The sequence below is a fragment of the Collinsella aerofaciens genome, from assembly GCF_040910185.1.
Lineage (GTDB): Bacteria > Actinomycetota > Coriobacteriia > Coriobacteriales > Coriobacteriaceae > Collinsella > Collinsella aerofaciens_BF.
The window spans coordinates 57,338-73,550 of record NZ_JBDGBA010000007.1 but is presented as its reverse complement, the minus strand read 5'-3'; the positions used below and the strand labels follow the sequence as shown (position 1 = coordinate 73,550).

Here is a 16,213-nt window from a genome sequence, read left to right as displayed (position 1 = left end):
GCAAGAGTTCGGGAAACTCGCATCAGCTTATCGGACAAAAGGAGCCGCTCGTCCAATGCGTATCCCCTTCAGCATGGATAACACCTCAACCTTCAACCGCGCCAAACAAGACTCGTCGCTGAAGTCCATACAGGTCGAATGCTTGGTTTCCAAGTCCTCGCGCAAGACCCCCCCCTTCAATCGCCTCTCCCAGACCGCCAGCGTCGTCGAACGTGAATATCGAACAGAGACCGTCGCTCTCAATCCTTAACCGCCTATCAATGTACGGCTCGCCGAACCCTCTTGTTCAGCAAAACGCCTTTCCAATATCCGGAATCTCGTCGCCATTGCAGTCTAGTAGCCGCAAGCTAGAGGCAATCTCAAGCTGCCGTTCCATTGATTTCATCCAAAGTCATTCGAAAATGTCGATCATGTCGGAAATGTCGGTGTAAGGGCCTGAAGCAAAGGAGCGGCCACCGCCTTAGAATCTGTAGCTGCGACAAACGGATTCGATGCAAGGAAATGACCGCGATGCAGAGTGTAAACCAGATCGAGGCCCCGGCGCCGAGGGTTCGCCCCGCTTCGACGACGGGATGGTGAACCTCCATGAGCTCGTGCGCGCGCTCGCCGAAGTCCTCGTCAACCAGATCGTTGACGCGGTGGTCGACCAGCTGTGCGCTGGAGGGACGAACAGCCGCAACGGCTACCACGAGCGGAGGCTGGAGACCTGTGCGGGCACGATCACCATGCGCATCCCAAGCTGCGGACTGGCAGCTTCTTCCCCGACGACATTGTCGAGCGCTACCAGCGGGTTGACCGGGCGTTCGTGGCCGCGATGGCGGTGATGTACGCCACCGGCGCCAGCACCCGCAAGGTCGCCAGGGTCGCGGAGACCTTCCCCTCGGTCGAGTCGCTCGAGCGCCTGGCCGGGGCGGTGATGTGCGACGAGGACGAGGAGTGGTCGCATGCGCGCTACTTCTCCGAGGCCAAGATGGCGTAGCTGCACGCGGGCGGCGCGGCCGCCGCCGAGCCGAGGTCCGACGAGGAGCTGAGGCTGGTCGTGGAACGCACCATCATGTCGAGCCTGGAGCTTGCGGACATGCTAGAGACGGCGTAGGATGGCGATGTGATTCTGCGGTGGGCCGCCCTCCCGAAGGGATTCTTACGCCAACTTTCCCGACGCGATCCGAAGAGCTGCTTCGCGATGCGCCTGTCCCCTGCGGCGTCCGCGTCTACGACCTTGGGTCGGGTACCGGTATTACCAGTGTCCTGCTTGCCCGCGAATACGGGTTGGACTCGTACGCTGTCAATCTGTAGAGCGACCCACAGGAAAGCCGCGCGTTCTTTGATTCGCTCGGTATCTCGCGCGGATTCTTTCTTCATGACTGTTGGAACAGCAGCCCAGCAGACGCCACATTCTCACGCCGGGCCTGGGATGCCTGTATTGGCCGCGCACCACCACGTTACTTGCGCAGCGGCTTGGGCAGCGGAATGCCAGCGGCGATGGCGGCCGCGATGATCATGCAGACGATACCCTTGAGTGGGAAGCACATGAGCAGCAGGCCCACGACCATGACGGGTTGACGCATGACGGCGCCCATTGTCGAGGCGGTGCAAACGGCGACGCAAAAGACCGGATCGGCGCCGGTGAGGATGGCAAGGCCGTAGCCAAGGCTCACACCCGAGAAGATAACCGGGAAGAAGTGGCCGCCACGCCAGCCAAGGTTGATGAGGGCAGGCGTCAACATGGCCTTGACAAGACCGATCGCGATAAGCACGCCAGCGGGAATGGTCAGGTAGGTTTCCATGAGCACATCGGCTTGTGTCTCGCCGGCAAACATGGTGTAGGGCAGGACCGTGCCGCAGATCGCGAGCGCCAAACCAGCCAGCATCGCCTTGACGACAGGACGCTCCCCTATTGCATGGGCAAGCGCTTCGCTCGCGTGCTCAGAGACAAAGTACAGCCAGCCGCAGATTGTTCCGATCAACGACAGAGGGACGAGCCAGGTAAGCTCCAAGTTGCCCACCACGGCAGCCTCGAACCTGGGCATGCCCATGCCGCCGCCCATGAGCTGGCCGAGCAGCAGGTAGGTGCCCAGGCCGCCGGCAATCGCGATGCCGTAAACCACGGTCTTTTGCGCCTTGGGCAGCCTGATGGTGATCTCGTCGGACGCAGAGCCCTCGTCGCCGTCGGCGCTACCGGCAAGCGGTGCCACAAAGCCAAAGACGGGCGCGGTAAAGAGCGCCGTCAACGCGGCCTGGGTACCCAGCAGCGTAAGCTCCCTAAATTCGGCGCCAAAGCGGCGCATGCGGTCGCCAACCCAGCTGCACAGACCCGCGATAACGCCGGTCAGGCCGGCCTCCGGTCCAATACTTCCGCCAAACAGCAGCGGCAGCAATGCCGCGAGCGAAAGCTTGCCCAGGTTGTCGTACGGGTAGCGCCCGTCTTGCTTAACCTTAGCCATCACCTGGTTGAGGTCATCGGTCTTGGTGCCTGTCATCTTTTCGTACAGACCGATTAACAGGCCGCCCAGCAGGCAGACAAAAAACGGGTACGGCAGAAAGCCAAACGGGCCGCTGGCAAGCTCGGGCGAAGCGACGCCCAGCGCGTGCGGAATCTCGGTCCATAGATAGTCGATACCGTGCTCCATCGCAAAAAAGAACAGCCAGACTGCGGCACCCGCGAGTGCACCGGTCACGGCAACGCTGACCAAAAACAGCGCTCGGTTCGTGGGTTTGGCAAGGTTATCCATCGGGTCCTCCCGCGGTCAAAGTCGACATAGATACGTTTTATTGTAGAGCGAGCGTTACCCGAACGAGCCAACCGCCTGCGCCGCAAACGGCACCATTGGGAGCCATAGTGGGGCAGGCTCAAGACTTATCCGTTGATAATCGAGGCAATCTCGCGCAAATCGTCGGCAAAGTAGATGCCGTGCTGGCGCCTCGGGCTCGAAAGCCCCTTATCAATCATGTGCCCGAGCAACGCCGTGAGGTCGTTGTAGTAACCGTCCAGGTTATACAGGATGCACGGAGAGCTCAGGTGCCCCAACGACACCGCGGACATGACCTCGGCAATCTCCTCGAGCGTGCCCGTGCCGCCTGGAAATGCGATGAACGCATCGCCGAGCTCGATCATCTTGGCTTTGCGCTCGGCCATGCCGCTCGTCACGATAAGGTCGTCGATTCCGTCGTGTTGAAACTCTGCCTCGATAAAAAAGCTCGGCTCCACACCCGTCACATGTCCGCCTGCCTCGAGTACGCTATCGGCGAGCGCGCCCATCAGTCCCGATTTGGACCCGCCGTATACGAGCGCGTGTCCGTTGGCGCCAATCCAATTGCCCAGCTCCTGCACCGCGGGCAGAAACGCCGGGTCGTTGCCGACGCTCGCGCCCAGGTACACCGTGATGTTCATATGCAATCCCCCCCCGTCGTGACGCGCGGCACCCGTTCTATCGTTGCCGGCGACGGTATTCGCGCACGCGGCGCGACAAATCGGCGAGCTCATCGCGGTCGAGTTCTTCCAAATGCTCAAGATCGTCCATAAAGCGCGCCATGGTGTCCTTTTGGCGCATCTTGATAAGCGTATTGCAGTAGTTCACCGCCACGCCCGTAAGCATGGCGATGTAGAAGATGCTGATAACGCTCAGGACAACGGTAATGGCGCGGGCAACCGGCGTTTCGGCCGGGATATCGCCAAAGCCGATGGTCGAGACCGTCTCGAAGCTAAACCAAAGTCCATCGCCAAAGGTGAGGGTCGTAGGCTCGGACAGCCAGACGGCCGTCGAACATAGCAGGTAAAAGATAAGAAACAGGCCCGTGATGCGCGCAAAGCCAGCCTGGCGCAACACGTCGGCAAGCGTCCTCAACTTGTTCATCGCGACCCCTTTTCCCAGACGCCCAATCACGTTTGCTCGGTATTGTCCCACAACCGGCAGTTAGGGACGTTCCTTTTGTGCCGGCAGAAAGGGACTGTCCCCAACTGCCGGGCGGGAGCGTTTAGCGGTGCAGCCGCCGGCTAGGCAGGCTGAGCTGGTATCCTTATGCGGTATTGTCTCGATTCGTTAGGATTGCACGTGAGAGCTACCGTCGCCCTTCGTTTAGTTATATCTCGCGCCTTGGTCATCGTGCTCGTCGCGCTTACCGTGCTGAGCGCCGCCGCGCCCGCCCCCGTCTATGCCGCCAACACCGATCAGCCAGTCAAGACGGTCCGCGTTGGTTGGCTCGTCAACAACGAGGGCTTCCAGGACGGCACCCCCGGCGAGCGTCTCTCGGGATGGGGTTACGAGTACCTCCAGACCCTGTCGTACTACACGCCCGGCTGGCGGTACGAATACGTCTCCGGCACCTTCACCGAACTTATGGACATGCTCGAGGCGGGCGAGATCGACCTCATGCCCAACATCTCCTACTCCGAGGAACGCGCCCAAAAGCTGCTCTTTTCCTCGAACCCCGAGGGCACCGAGCGCTACTACATCTACGCCAAGCCCGAGCGCGACGATCTGGCCAAGGGTGACCCCCAAGCGCTCCAAGGCCTTACCATCGGCTGCAACCCCGGCGTTATGCAAACCTTCGTTGGCCAGCAGTGGCTCGCCAACGAAGGAATCACCTGCACATACAGGGAGTATGACGGGAACTCCGTTCTCTTTGACGCGCTCGCAAACAACGAGGTCGATGCCATTATCATGAACGACACGGCCTCGTCGCCCAGCGCCTCCCCCATGTTCTACATTGGTTCGAGCGGCTACTATTTTGCCGTCCCCAAAAGCCGCCCCGACCTGATGGACGACATCAATGCCGCCATGTCGGCAATCGCCCGCGTCAACCCACGCTATATCGACGAAGTCAAATCTAACTACTCGGCCCAAAACAGCGGTTCATCATCGCTCAACGGCCCCGAACGTTCCTGGCTCAAAGCAAATGACAACACCATCACGCTCGGCTACATTACGGGCAAACTCCCCTACTGCAACGAAGACGAAAACGGCGAAATGGAAGGCTCGCTCACATCGCTTGCGACGACGCTACACGATAAATTTGGCATTACGGTCAAAACCGTCGCCTTTGATAGCTACAAGATGATGTCAAAGGCCCTGTCAGAGGGAAGCATAGACGTTGCGCTGCCGGCATACCGAGATTACTGGTTCGCCGAGCAATCAGGCGTTGTGCAGTCGGTATCGTTGGGGACCATGTCCCTCACCGCCATCCACACCGGCAGCAACCTGAACAAAGACCTTCAGAACATCGCCTGCACCAAATCATCGTTTGTCAACAAAAATGCACTTGAAAGTCTGTTCCCCACAGCGACCGTAACCGAATACCAATCCGACGATGAAGCGTTCGACGCCCTCAGGAAGGGAACGGCACACTGCATCGTCGCTCCCAGTTCACGCGTAAAAACCATCGGTGACCGTTATGATCTCGAGGACTGCGAGACGGTCGAGCTCCCTGACACCTGTGACCTCGCGTGCTTGATGTCGCGCGGCAAGCCCGAGCTGTTGGGAATCATCAACAAGGGCATCATCAATGCCGGAGAATCGCTCTCCGCAAGCAATTTCTCCTCCACGTCGTACACGGCCCAGGAATCCAACACGCTTCAATTCCTTTACCGCAACCGCACCGCCATTGCAGCTACCCTCATCGGTATGTTGTCGGTCGGCATCGTCCTGCTCATCTGGGCGCTCGTGCGCGCTCGAACCGAGCGCAAAAAAGCCGATGCTGCCAACGCCGCTAAGACGGCATTCCTCACGCGCATGAGCCACGACATCCGTACGCCGCTCAACGGTATCCTGGGCCTTATCGAAATTGAAGAATTGAAGGAAGGCGATATGCAAGTCGCCCGCGAGAGCCGTGCCAAGGCGCGCGTTGCCGCCAATCACCTGCTCTCGCTGATCAACGACATCCTCGAGATGGGAAAAATCGAAGACCGCAAGCTAACACTGGAACATGCGCCTTTTAACCTCAAAGAGCTTTGTGATGATACGCTGGTGCTGTGCAAGCTCCGCGCGTCCAGTAACGGCATCACAATGCAGGACAATAGGCTGCCGTACGCCACGGGGCCATACGTAATCGGCAGTCCCACCCATATCCGACAGGTCATGATCAACCTGTTAGACAACAGCATTAAGTACAACAAGCACGGCGGCTCCGTCACCTTTAGTTCACAGACCAAGCCACTCGATAACGGGCGCGCGCTCTTTTGCTTTAGCGTTTCGGATACCGGCATTGGCATGGCTCCCGAGTTTTTAAAGCATATCTATGAGCCGTTTGCCCAAGAAGGTGACGATGCGCGCAGCAAGTTCCAAGGAACCGGCATGGGCATGCCAATCGTCAAGTCGCTTATTGAACTGATGGACGGCACCATCGAAGTCACCAGCGAACTCCATGTGGGCACCACGTTCTACGTGGAAATTCCGCTCGATATCGACAAGAACCCCCGGGCGCGGGCGAATACGGTCGAGAGGGCGCTCGACTGCTCGCTCGCCGACATGAACGTGCTGCTCGCCGAAGACAACGAATTGAATGCCGAGATTGCCCAGACGCTGCTAGAATCCGAGGGCGTCGTGGTCACCCGCGCCGTCAACGGCAACGAAGTCGTCGATCTGTACCTGTCTCATCCCGCCGGCAGCTTCGATGCGATCCTGATGGACATTATGATGCCGGACATGGACGGTTACGAGGCAACCCGCGCGATTCGCCTGAGCGAGAAGGTCGATGCAGCCGATATCCCCATCATCGCGCTCACCGCCAATGCCTTTGCCGAGGACGCCAAGGCGGCACACGACGCCGGCATGAACGCCCATCTGTCCAAACCGCTCGACTTTAACAAGCTCAAAAACATACTCGCCCGCATCAAGAAAAACGGATCCGTTTCGCTATAGTTTGTGCTCAACCACCACGCACGACCAGAAAGGAAGCCAACGATGTTTAGGCCCTTACGTCGAAAGAAACGCGCCATCACTGACGAGGAAGCGCGCGAACTGCTCGCTACCTGCAAGCGCGGCGTCTTTGCCGTCAACGGCGACGATGGCTACCCGTACGCCATTCCCGTCAACTACTTCTTTGACGCCGAGCACGACAAGATTAATTTCCATGGCGCCAAAGCCGGCCACAAGGTCGACGCACTCAAGCGCGATGACAAGGTCTGCTTTACCGTTTACGGCAACGAGTGGCACAAGGACGGTGACTGGGCTCCCTACGTTATGAGTACCGTGGTCTTTGGCCGCTGTCGCCTGGCGAACGACACTCCCGCGTTTATCGAAGACAAAGTCCGCCAGCTCGCCCTTAAGTACTACCCTTCCGCCGAGGAAGTCGAAGAGGAAATCGCCAAGGACATTAAGGGCGTCCAGCTCTACGAGATTACGATTGAGCATCTCTGCGGCAAGCAGATTCAGGAAAAGTAAGCCCCTCAGCAGGCCTCATCAATAACAATATGGCCTGGTTCCAACCCACCTTGGAACCAGGCCATATGCTTATAGAGCGTCGGCGGCTATGTGCGCAAGCGCCTCAATGAGCTCCTGCGAGCTCACGGGTTTACTCAGGTGCGCGTTCATGCCCGCCTCACGCGAAAGCCTGCGGTCGTCGGCAAAGGCGTTGGCGCTCACGGCGATAATCGGCGTGGTCGCGGCATCCTCGCGATCGAGTGCTCGAATCTGACGTGTGGCCTCAAGGCCATCGATGCCCGGCATCATGATGTCCATCAACACCACGTCGTACTCGTGCGGCACGCTCGCGGCAAACATCTCGACGGCAGACTCACCATCCCTAGCGTGTGTCACGACGGCACCGGCACGGCTGAGCGTAAACTGCGCGATCTCGGCATTCAGATCGTTATCCTCTACGAGCAAAACGCGCAAGCCCTGGAGTGCATCGCCGTCTCCCGCGTCCACGCGCACAGCCTGAGGAATCTCGGAGCGCTTGCATTTCTCGAACGGCAGGCGGATGGTAAACGTCGTCCCCTGCCCCAAGACGCTCGTAAAACTCATGGTTCCGCCCATAAGCTCGACCAACTGTTTTGCGATAGGCGCGCCCAGGCCAGTTCCCGATGAAGCGCCTTCCACCTGTTGCCCCTCACGGCAAAACGGCTCGTAGAGGCGCTGTTGGAACTCCTCGCTCATGCCAATACCGTTGTCGGCGATCGTGTATTCATAGACGGGGACGCCATCCGCTGGCTCCACCTCGCGGCACACCAGGCGAACATAGCCGCCCTGGCGGTTGTACTTGACGGCATTGCCGGCAATATTGAGCAACAAGCGCTTGAGGTGCGTCACGCTCACCCGCGCATAGGGATGATTAAGCGTCTGCTGGTCGCAGATAATTGTCACCAGACGCTCCTCGGCCTGGCGCTCCAGAATATCGCGCACCTCACAGTTGAGTGCCACCAAATTTGTGGGTACGAGGTTCAGGTCGACCTGCCCGCTCTCCAGGCGACTCATATCGAGCGCCTCGTTGGCAAGGTCGAGCAGCAGTCCCGATGCCGTCCAGATTTTTGAGCGGCACTCGGTCTGCTTTTGCAGATCGTCCGCATTGGCATCGCCAACCTCGACCATGCCGCGAATGCCGTTGATAGGCGTGCGCAGATCGTGGCTCATGCGACGCAAAAACTCCGTCTTTGCCGAGTTGGCGGACGAGGCCTCGCGCGCCGCCTTTGCCAGCTTGTCGCCATAGTCGCGCTCCTGCAGCAACAGGTCGGTCATGCGCTGGCGCTCGGCACGGCGACGCATCATCACAACGGCGGCTATTGCACCGCCGTAGAGCACCAGCACGCAGGCGACAACGGCGGCGACGATCTCGAAGTAATGCCGCGCCGAGGCATAGGTGTACACATAGAATTTGTGCGCTTTTCCAAATGTGCCCAAATACCACTCGCCGTCGGCGTTAATCAATTTGACCTTACCAGCCAGGCATCGATCCTTAATACCGTCGACAATGAAGACATCCGTCACAGGCAGATCGAATACGCCCAATATGGTGGGTTCAACGACATTGGTCGCAACGACCTTGCCATCGCTTTCGATCACGATATTGCCACTGTCGATGGTCTCATAACCACCGAGCAGGCTCTGCAGTTTGAGCGTATTGCTTGCAACTGCCTTCGCGCTCTGATGCCTTACCGCAACAACGATGCCCTCGTCATCCCGCCGGGTTACGCAGCCAATGTCTGCGACCGAATCATCCGCAAGCGTGATGCGGGCGGTATAGGACTTAAGCGGATGGGCTGCCACCTCCAGCACGGGTGCTTCCTTGAGATACGTAGCGAGCGACTCGTAGCCCACGCCATCCGTCGAGGACTCGGACACCAAATTGCCCGATGCGTCCGTCACGATCAGTGCGCTCACGTTGAACTGGTCGGCATATTGCTCCAGCATGGCGTTATCCACCGAACCGTCGCGCTCCATATCGCGCGCTGTCTCTCCGGCGATCTCCATAACGCGAATCAGGTTTTTGGTCGTATAGGCGCTATTGAATGCATCGTAGGAAAGGCTCTGCGTCGCCACGTAATCGACAACGTCGGCAAAGCGCTGCTCGGCCTGAGCTGTCGTGTAGCTGTAGCTCATCATACCGGCAACAACCGAGAGCGCTATCCCCAGCAGGGCGACAAGGAACCATGCCCCTGCCGAACGATTGCCCCGCTTCTCTACGGCGTGGTCGGGTGCACCGATCATGACAGGCCCTCTATATTCAAAAAGGGCGAAGGGTCATCAAAGTACTTTGACACTAGGCGTTCCATGGTGCCATCGGCAAGCATTTCTTGGTAGGCATGAGTGAGCTTGACGTCGATGCCGCGCGTATCGTTGATATCGAAAGCGGTGCCCAAACCAACCTTTAGCAGCGGCTCATCCAAAATGCGATATGTCACACCATAGTCTTTTTCGTAGGTGAGGAACGAGGACTCATGCGCGGCGATAGCGTCGACCAGGCCCTCGACGAGCGCCGGGTTCAGATATGAACCGTCCGAAAAGCTGTAGAGCTCCTTGATCTGCGGAACGTTTTCATTTGTGCGATTGAGCAAAATGTCCTCGGGCTTGGTGGTGGACTGAACCGCCACGATCTTATCCTCAAGATCGGCAAGCGTGTAGATATCGCTCTGGGAATCGACCGCGACCACCTGGCGGCTCGCAAGGTACGGGCCGGCCCAACGATACTCGTTTTCGCGACCCGTCATGCTAAAGCTACCCATGACGCAATCGAGTTCGCCGCTCGCCAGCAGCTCTTTCTTCTTTTCCCAGTCGATCAGCTGGTATTTTGGCTTGTAACCAATGCGGGCCAAAGCCTCGGTCAATATCTCGACATCCAGGCCAACAATATCGCCGTACTCGTCGGTATACACAAACGGTGGATAGAGGTCGCTGCCGACGTTGAGCGTCTTAAGATTGTCGTCCTGGACCTGCGAGGCCTCCAGGCCTTTTGATGCAGACGTCGATGCCTCGTCATTCGACCCGGAGCAGCCAGCTATCGCTACGACAAAAGCGCTCGCCACTGCAAGCGCAACAAACAACGAAATGGCAACCGAGCGACGGGATCTTTTCATCGAGCTCCATACGATCCTGTTTACAGACTGAAATGGTTAAAGATAATAGCAAACAAAACCACACGAGCACCCAATTGTTACAGACGCTTTACCGTGTGGGGCCTTCCAGCCGACTTGGCAGAAGACCCCGCATGCAGCGCTCACTTACCGTGCATTAAAAACGTAGCGGTCCAGGCGGCCGCACGCTTCCTTTACGCGCGAAAGCGGCAGCGCCAGATTCACGCGAATGTGGCAGGGCCCGTGGAACGGACGGCCGTCCTGATACCCCACGCCCACGCGCGCCCCCTCGTCGAGCAGCCACTGAATATCGCGGCCATGTTCGCGGCACCACTCGGTGCAGTCCAGAAACACCATGTACGTGCCCTGCGGACGCGAATAAGACACGCCCTCAAAATGCTCGTCCACGTAATCGCAGAAGTACTCGATATTGCCGGCAAGCACCTGGTTGAGCTCGTCCACCCACTCGTAGCCCTGCGGCTGGTAGGCACCGATAAGCGCATGCATGGAGAGGACGTTCATCTCGTTGTGGTGAGTCTTGTTGGACACGGCGCACACGCGGTCGCGCAGCGTCTCGTTGTAGACAATGTGGTAGCTGCCGACCAGGCCCGCCAGGTTAAACGTCTTGCTCGGCGCATAGAGGGCAACCGTGCGCATGCGGGCATCCTCGCTCACCGACTGCGTCGGGATGTGCTTGTGCCCCGGCAGGATGATATCGGACCAAATCTCGTCCGAGATCACCACGCAATCGTGCTGGCGATAGATGTCCATGGCGTGCTCGATTTCGTCGCGCTCCCATACGCGGCCGCAGGGATTGTGCGGCGAGCAGAACACCGCGGCATGGATGTGGTTTTGGGCGAGCTTGTGCTCCATGTCCTCAAAGTCCATACGCCACACGCCCTGGTCGTCGAACTTAAGCGGGCTGTGGACAATGCGATAGCCCGCGGCCTCAATGGACTTGGTAAAGCCGATGTAGGTAGGGCTGTGGACCAGCACCGCATCGCCTGGTTGGACATACGCGCGCAGCGTCGACACGACACCGCCCAGCACGCCGTTTTCGTAGCCGATATGTTCAGGGCTCAAACCTTCGACGCCATTGCGGCGGTTCTGCCATTCGATGATGCGGTCGAAGTACTCGGGGCGCGGGTTAAAGTAGCCAAACATGGGGTGCTGGGCACGCTGAATGATGTGCTCCTGGACCGTGGGCACCGTGGCGAAGTTCATGTCGGCCACCCACATGGGAATGCGGTCGAAGCCCTCGTCGGGTGCATTCGGAGCCATACCGGGGATCTCGCCCCAAGAGTCAACGGCGATGGAGTCCATGCCGTGGCGGTCGATGATTGAAGTGAAGTCGTATTTCATGCTGGACCCCCGTGCAAAGTAGACTGTTTCGATAGGCGCTATTGTCCACCAGCACGGGCGGTTTTGGCGCGGGGTTTGGCGCTTAATTTGACGGGTGCGGGCGAATGGCTGGTTAGTCTCGTGCGTCGTTGACGGCGACTACGGTTAGCTGGGTTTCATCGACCGTAAACGATATGTCGAGCCCGGCGAAGGCAAGATGATAGACGCGGTTTGGCTCGTGCTTGCTGCCCGCGCGGCGCGGATCTTGGCGAAGGACCTCGACCAAGCCGGGGAGCTTTGCGGGCGAGACCATATCCTGCAGCGCCTGCGGAAACTCAACATCGAGCTCTTGCCACGGAGCATCCTCAATCCAGCCGCCCGTTGCATCCGGGTGGCAGTCCGCAAACGGAATGTAGGGCTTAATGTCGTAGATGGGCGTGCCGTCGCGCAGGTCGGCCCCCAACACATGGATGATGGGACCATCGTCGGTAAGCTCCACGCGGTCGAGCTTGACGCAGGTGAGCCCAATGGAATTAGGGCGAAACGGACTGCGCGTGGCAAAGACGCCCACACGCTCGGCTCCACCCAGGCGCGGCGGACGCACAGTTTTCGACCATTTTGCGTTGGTGCCGGACCTGTCCTGCGTTTTGGCATCGGCGGCTATGTCCTTAGCCGTGCCGCCGGGCGTTCCGTTTTCGAAGCGCCACAGCAGCCACAGGTAAGAGAAGGAGTCCAGACCCTCAACCGCTGCGTTGGAGGCAAATTCCGGCTCAAAAACGATGCGTCCCTGCAGATGAGGCGCCAAAAAGCTGTTGCGCGGGATGCCGAACTTCTGCGGCAGGTCGGTATGTATGTGTGCAATAGGTTCCATGCCGGTCATTGTACGGCATGGAGGCGTGGGGCGTTGCGTGCAATTCTTCGCCGCGGTCCCCCGCCGTGCAACCAACGGTTGCTTGGAAGGGCGTCTGCCGCCGCGTATGCTTAAGCCATCAACCAGCAGAAAGGAGCCGCTATGGCCTTTGCAGAAAAGCTCATTGCCATCCGTCGCGCCCATCACCTTACCCAAGAGCAGCTCGCCGCCAAACTCTTTGTCACGCGCCAAGCCGTCAGCCGTTGGGAGCGCGACGAGGTCACCCCGGGCATCGACATGATGAAGCTCATTGCCACCGTAACCGGCGAGCCACTGTCCCACCTGCTCGAAATGCCCGAGCATTATTGCCAGAGCTGCGGCATGATACTCACGCCCGGCGACTGCGGCACCGATGCCACGGGCGCCACGACCGAACATTACTGCAAGTGGTGCTACGACCACGGCCAGTACACCTACGACACCACGATGGAGGCAATGATCGAGGACTGTGCCCCACGGCTAGCACAAAACACAGGTATGTCGCTCGACGAAGCCGTCTCGCTCATGGGCGCCGTCCTGCCGCAACTGGAGCGCTGGCGCACCGTGCAGGAAAACGAGGAACGCTACGGCGCCGAGGCTCGGGCTCGCTATGGCAATGAGGCTATCGATGCAGCAAACGAAACGTTACTGGATATGGATCCTCAGACATGGAACGACATGAAGGAACTTGAACGCGCTGTTCTGGGCCAGCTTTCGATTGCCATGGGCATTGGCGACCCAGAGAGCAACGAGGCCCACAAACTTGTCGCAATGCACCGTCGATGGATTGCCCTTAACTGGGGACACGAGCCCCAAGACGAAGCATACCTGGGCCTCGCCCACGGCTATCTTGCCGACCAGCGCTTTGTTGACTACTACGACAAGCCCTGCGGCACCGGAGCCACGGCGTTTCTGGTCCAGGCCATCGAGTCGTCGTTGACGCGCGCATAGACCGCGGCTGCTTTGGGTATTTCAATCGAAACCTCAACCGATTGGAGACCCATGGCTACTAATCATGAGCTCACGCTGTACGTTATGACCGGCTGCCCGTATTGCATAAAAGTCAAACGATTCCTTGCCGATAACGGTGTGACCATCCCCGAGCGCAATATCTCGACCGATACCGAAGCCGAGCAGACACTCATCGCCGTCGGCGGAAAACGCCAGGTTCCCTGCCTGTTCATCGACGGCAAACCACTCTACGAATCGAGCGACATCATCGCATGGCTGCAGGAGAATCTGCTCTAGTACGCACGCTCTGTCCGTCCAGGGCCCCAGCCCATACGACCCAAACATGTACACCAGCATCCAAAGTCGACATTTTTCGACATCTTTGGATGCTGGCGTACAGCTTTTGGGTAGTCATGGACGCTCTTAGCCGGCTAATTGTTTGAGGCGACCTTTGGATTATGGCTGTTTGACGCCTCTGGAAAGGTTTCCGAGAGGGCTGTGGTCAAAAAAGGGCAAATATGAGTACTGCTACCTGTTTAGTAGCAGCGATTTTGATCACTTCAGGAACTATTCAACGTTCCATACGTCCGTAGACGACGCTATTTCTCCTCATATGTTCAATAAAAGTAGTTCCTAATGGGAACAAGTCTCATCAGGAGCTACTATTTATAGCAAAATAAATGCAACTATAATGGCAACAGTACTCATATTTGCCCTTTTTTGACCACGACCCTCCAGAATAGCCGCTGAGGACGACACTAAATGACAAAATCCGACACTTGGACGTTCTTATATGACTAGCCATTGAAGGACACCTAACGACTACTCCCATTCGCGACACACTGTGTCGCGAATTAAGCTGGTCCCATTATCGAAGACCAGTGAGAGCTCCTGCTCAGAATCTCGATAGCTTAATAAAGCGCTCCCCTCCGGAAGTTCAATGAGCATCCAAATTCCAGGCTGAAAAGCAAAGGAGTATCGAAACCGTCAATGCTCATTTCCTATCGAACACGCGGGTCAAAACAAGCTAATTAGCCTGATAAACTGTTTGTATTTTTGTCTACAAAACTGTATACAAAAAGAGTATCCGTTGACCTCTGCTCGACATTATGCCGATCGATAGGAGGCGCTATGGACGCTAAGCAGCTCGAAAAGATGATGGGGTTTGCTCCCGGAGAGTTGGAGAAAGCCGCGGAGGCATACGAAAAAGATGAGTGGCCGAAGGGTCGCACCATCAAGCTGGGAAGGCCGTCGATCTCCGATGAGCCAAGCGTTGTTTTATCGGCACGTGTGGGTGAGTCTGTTCTTGATGCGTTTGACGCAAAAGCAAAGCGCCATGGGCAAACACGCACGGAGCGACTCAGGGAGCTCATCACGCTCGATGCGATGATTGCCTAGTCACCCTCCGAACCCAAACATGTACGCCAGCATCCAAAGTCGACATTTTTCGACATCTTTGGATGCTGACGTACAGTTTTTGCGGGTAGTCATCGGGGACGTTCTTAAATGACCAGTCGTTAAAGAACGCCCCCGATGACTAGTTAGCCGTGGAAGCGAGCTGTGGGTGCAAGCGGCTGTTCACGAAAGACGCGCTCGACGGCAGCGCGGTATTCGTCGACCTTTTTGGTCTTGCGTACGATCTTGTGGACGGTAGCGGGATCAGCGAAAGCGCACTTGGCGTAGAACCACCACTCCTTCATGCGGAAGACCGCATTGCCGCCAATCTCTTCTGCATATGCCGCAAACAGCGTGTCGTGGAAGCGCTGCAGCTCAGCAGCCGTTGCAGCAGGGCCGCCCTTGACCATGCGAGCCAGCGCGGGGTTCGCGAGCAGGCCACGCCCCAACATCACATGGCGCGTGCCGGGATAGGCCTCCACCAGCGCGTCCATATCCTCAAGATCAAAAATGTCACCGTTATAGGCCACGGGAAACGGCGCCCGCTCCAACGTCTTGCCGTAAAACTCTTTGCGCGGCGAACCCGTATAGCGGTCCTTTTGCACGCGCGGATGCACAATGAGCTCTGCCAACGGCATGCGGCAATACAGATCGAGCACGCGCTCGTATTCGTCGTCATTCTCCAGCCCCAGCCTGGTCTTTACCGACACCGGCAACGGCGACCGCTCGCACACATCGCTTAAGAACGCCTCGAGCTCGTCGAGATTGCGCAAGAAGCCCGATCCTTTGCCCTTGGCGACAACCGTTCCCGAAGGACAACCCAGGTTGAGATTGACCTCGCGATAGCCCATGTCGGCGAGCACCTGCGCCGCCCACACAAACTCGTCCGCGTTCTTGGACATCAGCTGAGGCACCACGTTGAGCCCCTGGTTATTGGCAGGATCGATCTCCTTAAACGCCTTGCCGCCAAAGCGATTTCCCACCCGCGGCGGCGGCAAAAACGGCGTGTAATAGCAATCGAGCGCACCGAAGCACTCCGCATGCACGTGACGGAACACATGCCCGGTAATCCCCTCCATGGGGGCCAACGAAAGGATCATCTACTCTTCTCTCATATCAACGAACGTGACAAA

The 16,213-nt window shown here is 58.1% G+C and carries 15 protein-coding genes; 7 read left to right on the top strand and 8 right to left on the bottom strand.

The genetic code is table 11. The features are described from left to right. Positions 1 to 55: 55 nt before the first annotated feature. Entirely contained in the window at positions 56 to 250 is a 195-nt protein-coding gene (locus AB5Z54_RS04440; RefSeq protein WP_368143438.1) for a hypothetical protein, read from the top strand. A 402-nt stretch (positions 251 to 652) separates the two neighbouring features. After that, positions 653 to 979 (top strand): transposase, encoded by a 327-nt coding sequence (locus AB5Z54_RS04435; protein ID WP_346969711.1) that lies wholly within the window; start codon positions 653 to 655, stop codon positions 977 to 979. Between the two features lie 463 nt (positions 980 to 1,442). Here the strand turns inward: AB5Z54_RS04435 and AB5Z54_RS04430 are convergent, their stop codons facing one another. The 3 genes from AB5Z54_RS04430 to AB5Z54_RS04420 all read right to left on the bottom strand — a co-directional run bounded on the left by AB5Z54_RS04430 (position 1,443) and on the right by AB5Z54_RS04420 (position 3,854). Beyond that, positions 1,443 to 2,732: a chloride channel protein gene (locus AB5Z54_RS04430; RefSeq protein ID WP_368160457.1), complete on the bottom strand. Its 1,290-nt coding sequence runs from the start codon at positions 2,730 to 2,732 to the stop codon at positions 1,443 to 1,445. Positions 2,733 to 2,857: 125 nt separating this feature from the next. Continuing rightward, positions 2,858 to 3,391 carry a TIGR00730 family Rossman fold protein gene (locus tag AB5Z54_RS04425; RefSeq protein WP_368160454.1) on the bottom strand — a complete coding sequence of 178 codons (534 nt, stop codon included), beginning with the start codon at positions 3,389 to 3,391 and terminating at the stop codon, positions 2,858 to 2,860. 37 nt (positions 3,392 to 3,428) lie between these two features. Beyond that, on the bottom strand, positions 3,429 to 3,854 hold the full coding sequence (locus AB5Z54_RS04420) for a potassium channel family protein (RefSeq protein ID WP_035136976.1): 426 nt from the start codon (positions 3,852 to 3,854) through the stop codon (positions 3,429 to 3,431). Between the two features lie 198 nt (positions 3,855 to 4,052). Here AB5Z54_RS04420 and AB5Z54_RS04415 point away from each other — a divergent pair, with 198 nt between their 5' ends. Beyond that, a complete protein-coding gene (locus AB5Z54_RS04415; RefSeq protein ID WP_368160451.1) occupies positions 4,053 to 6,857 on the top strand; it encodes an ATP-binding protein in 2,805 nt (934 codons plus the stop codon). Positions 6,858 to 6,899: 42 nt separating this feature from the next. Then, positions 6,900 to 7,379 (top strand): pyridoxamine 5'-phosphate oxidase family protein, encoded by a 480-nt coding sequence (locus AB5Z54_RS04410; protein ID WP_368160448.1) that lies wholly within the window; start codon positions 6,900 to 6,902, stop codon positions 7,377 to 7,379. Between the two features lie 69 nt (positions 7,380 to 7,448). Here AB5Z54_RS04410 and AB5Z54_RS04405 read toward each other — a convergent pair whose 3' ends face one another. The 4 genes from AB5Z54_RS04405 to AB5Z54_RS04390 all read right to left on the bottom strand — a co-directional run bounded on the left by AB5Z54_RS04405 (position 7,449) and on the right by AB5Z54_RS04390 (position 12,716). Further along, positions 7,449 to 9,641 carry a hybrid sensor histidine kinase/response regulator gene (locus AB5Z54_RS04405; RefSeq protein ID WP_368160444.1) on the bottom strand — a complete coding sequence of 731 codons (2,193 nt, stop codon included), beginning with the start codon at positions 9,639 to 9,641 and terminating at the stop codon, positions 7,449 to 7,451. Next, positions 9,638 to 10,507 (bottom strand): substrate-binding periplasmic protein, encoded by an 870-nt coding sequence (locus AB5Z54_RS04400; protein WP_368160442.1) that lies wholly within the window; start codon positions 10,505 to 10,507, stop codon positions 9,638 to 9,640. Before AB5Z54_RS04400 ends, AB5Z54_RS04405 begins: the two co-directional genes overlap by 4 nt. Before the next feature lie 144 nt (positions 10,508 to 10,651). After that, positions 10,652 to 11,866, bottom strand: coding sequence for a MalY/PatB family protein (locus AB5Z54_RS04395; RefSeq protein ID WP_368160439.1), 1,215 nt, complete (start codon positions 11,864 to 11,866; stop codon positions 10,652 to 10,654). A gap of 112 nt (positions 11,867 to 11,978) precedes the next feature. Then, entirely contained in the window at positions 11,979 to 12,716 is a 738-nt protein-coding gene (locus AB5Z54_RS04390) for a tRNA (N6-threonylcarbamoyladenosine(37)-N6)-methyltransferase TrmO (RefSeq protein ID WP_316364542.1), read from the bottom strand. A 141-nt stretch (positions 12,717 to 12,857) separates the two neighbouring features. Between AB5Z54_RS04390 and AB5Z54_RS04385 the strand changes: the two genes are divergently transcribed. The 3 genes from AB5Z54_RS04385 to AB5Z54_RS04375 all read left to right on the top strand — a co-directional run bounded on the left by AB5Z54_RS04385 (position 12,858) and on the right by AB5Z54_RS04375 (position 15,083). After that, positions 12,858 to 13,685, top strand: coding sequence for a TipAS antibiotic-recognition domain-containing protein (locus AB5Z54_RS04385; RefSeq protein WP_368160437.1), 828 nt, complete (start codon positions 12,858 to 12,860; stop codon positions 13,683 to 13,685). 51 nt (positions 13,686 to 13,736) lie between these two features. Further along, the gene (locus AB5Z54_RS04380) at positions 13,737 to 13,982 is read left to right on the top strand and encodes a glutaredoxin family protein (protein ID WP_152068661.1); all 246 of its coding nucleotides are present in this window, start codon (positions 13,737 to 13,739) and stop codon (positions 13,980 to 13,982) included. Positions 13,983 to 14,816: 834 nt separating this feature from the next. Beyond that, positions 14,817 to 15,083 carry a ribbon-helix-helix protein, CopG family gene (locus tag AB5Z54_RS04375; RefSeq protein ID WP_316369217.1) on the top strand — a complete coding sequence of 89 codons (267 nt, stop codon included), beginning with the start codon at positions 14,817 to 14,819 and terminating at the stop codon, positions 15,081 to 15,083. Between the two features lie 143 nt (positions 15,084 to 15,226). Here AB5Z54_RS04375 and AB5Z54_RS04370 read toward each other — a convergent pair whose 3' ends face one another. Then, on the bottom strand, positions 15,227 to 16,180 hold the full coding sequence (locus tag AB5Z54_RS04370; RefSeq protein WP_368160435.1) for a tRNA dihydrouridine synthase: 954 nt from the start codon (positions 16,178 to 16,180) through the stop codon (positions 15,227 to 15,229). Positions 16,181 to 16,213: the final 33 nt, after the last annotated feature.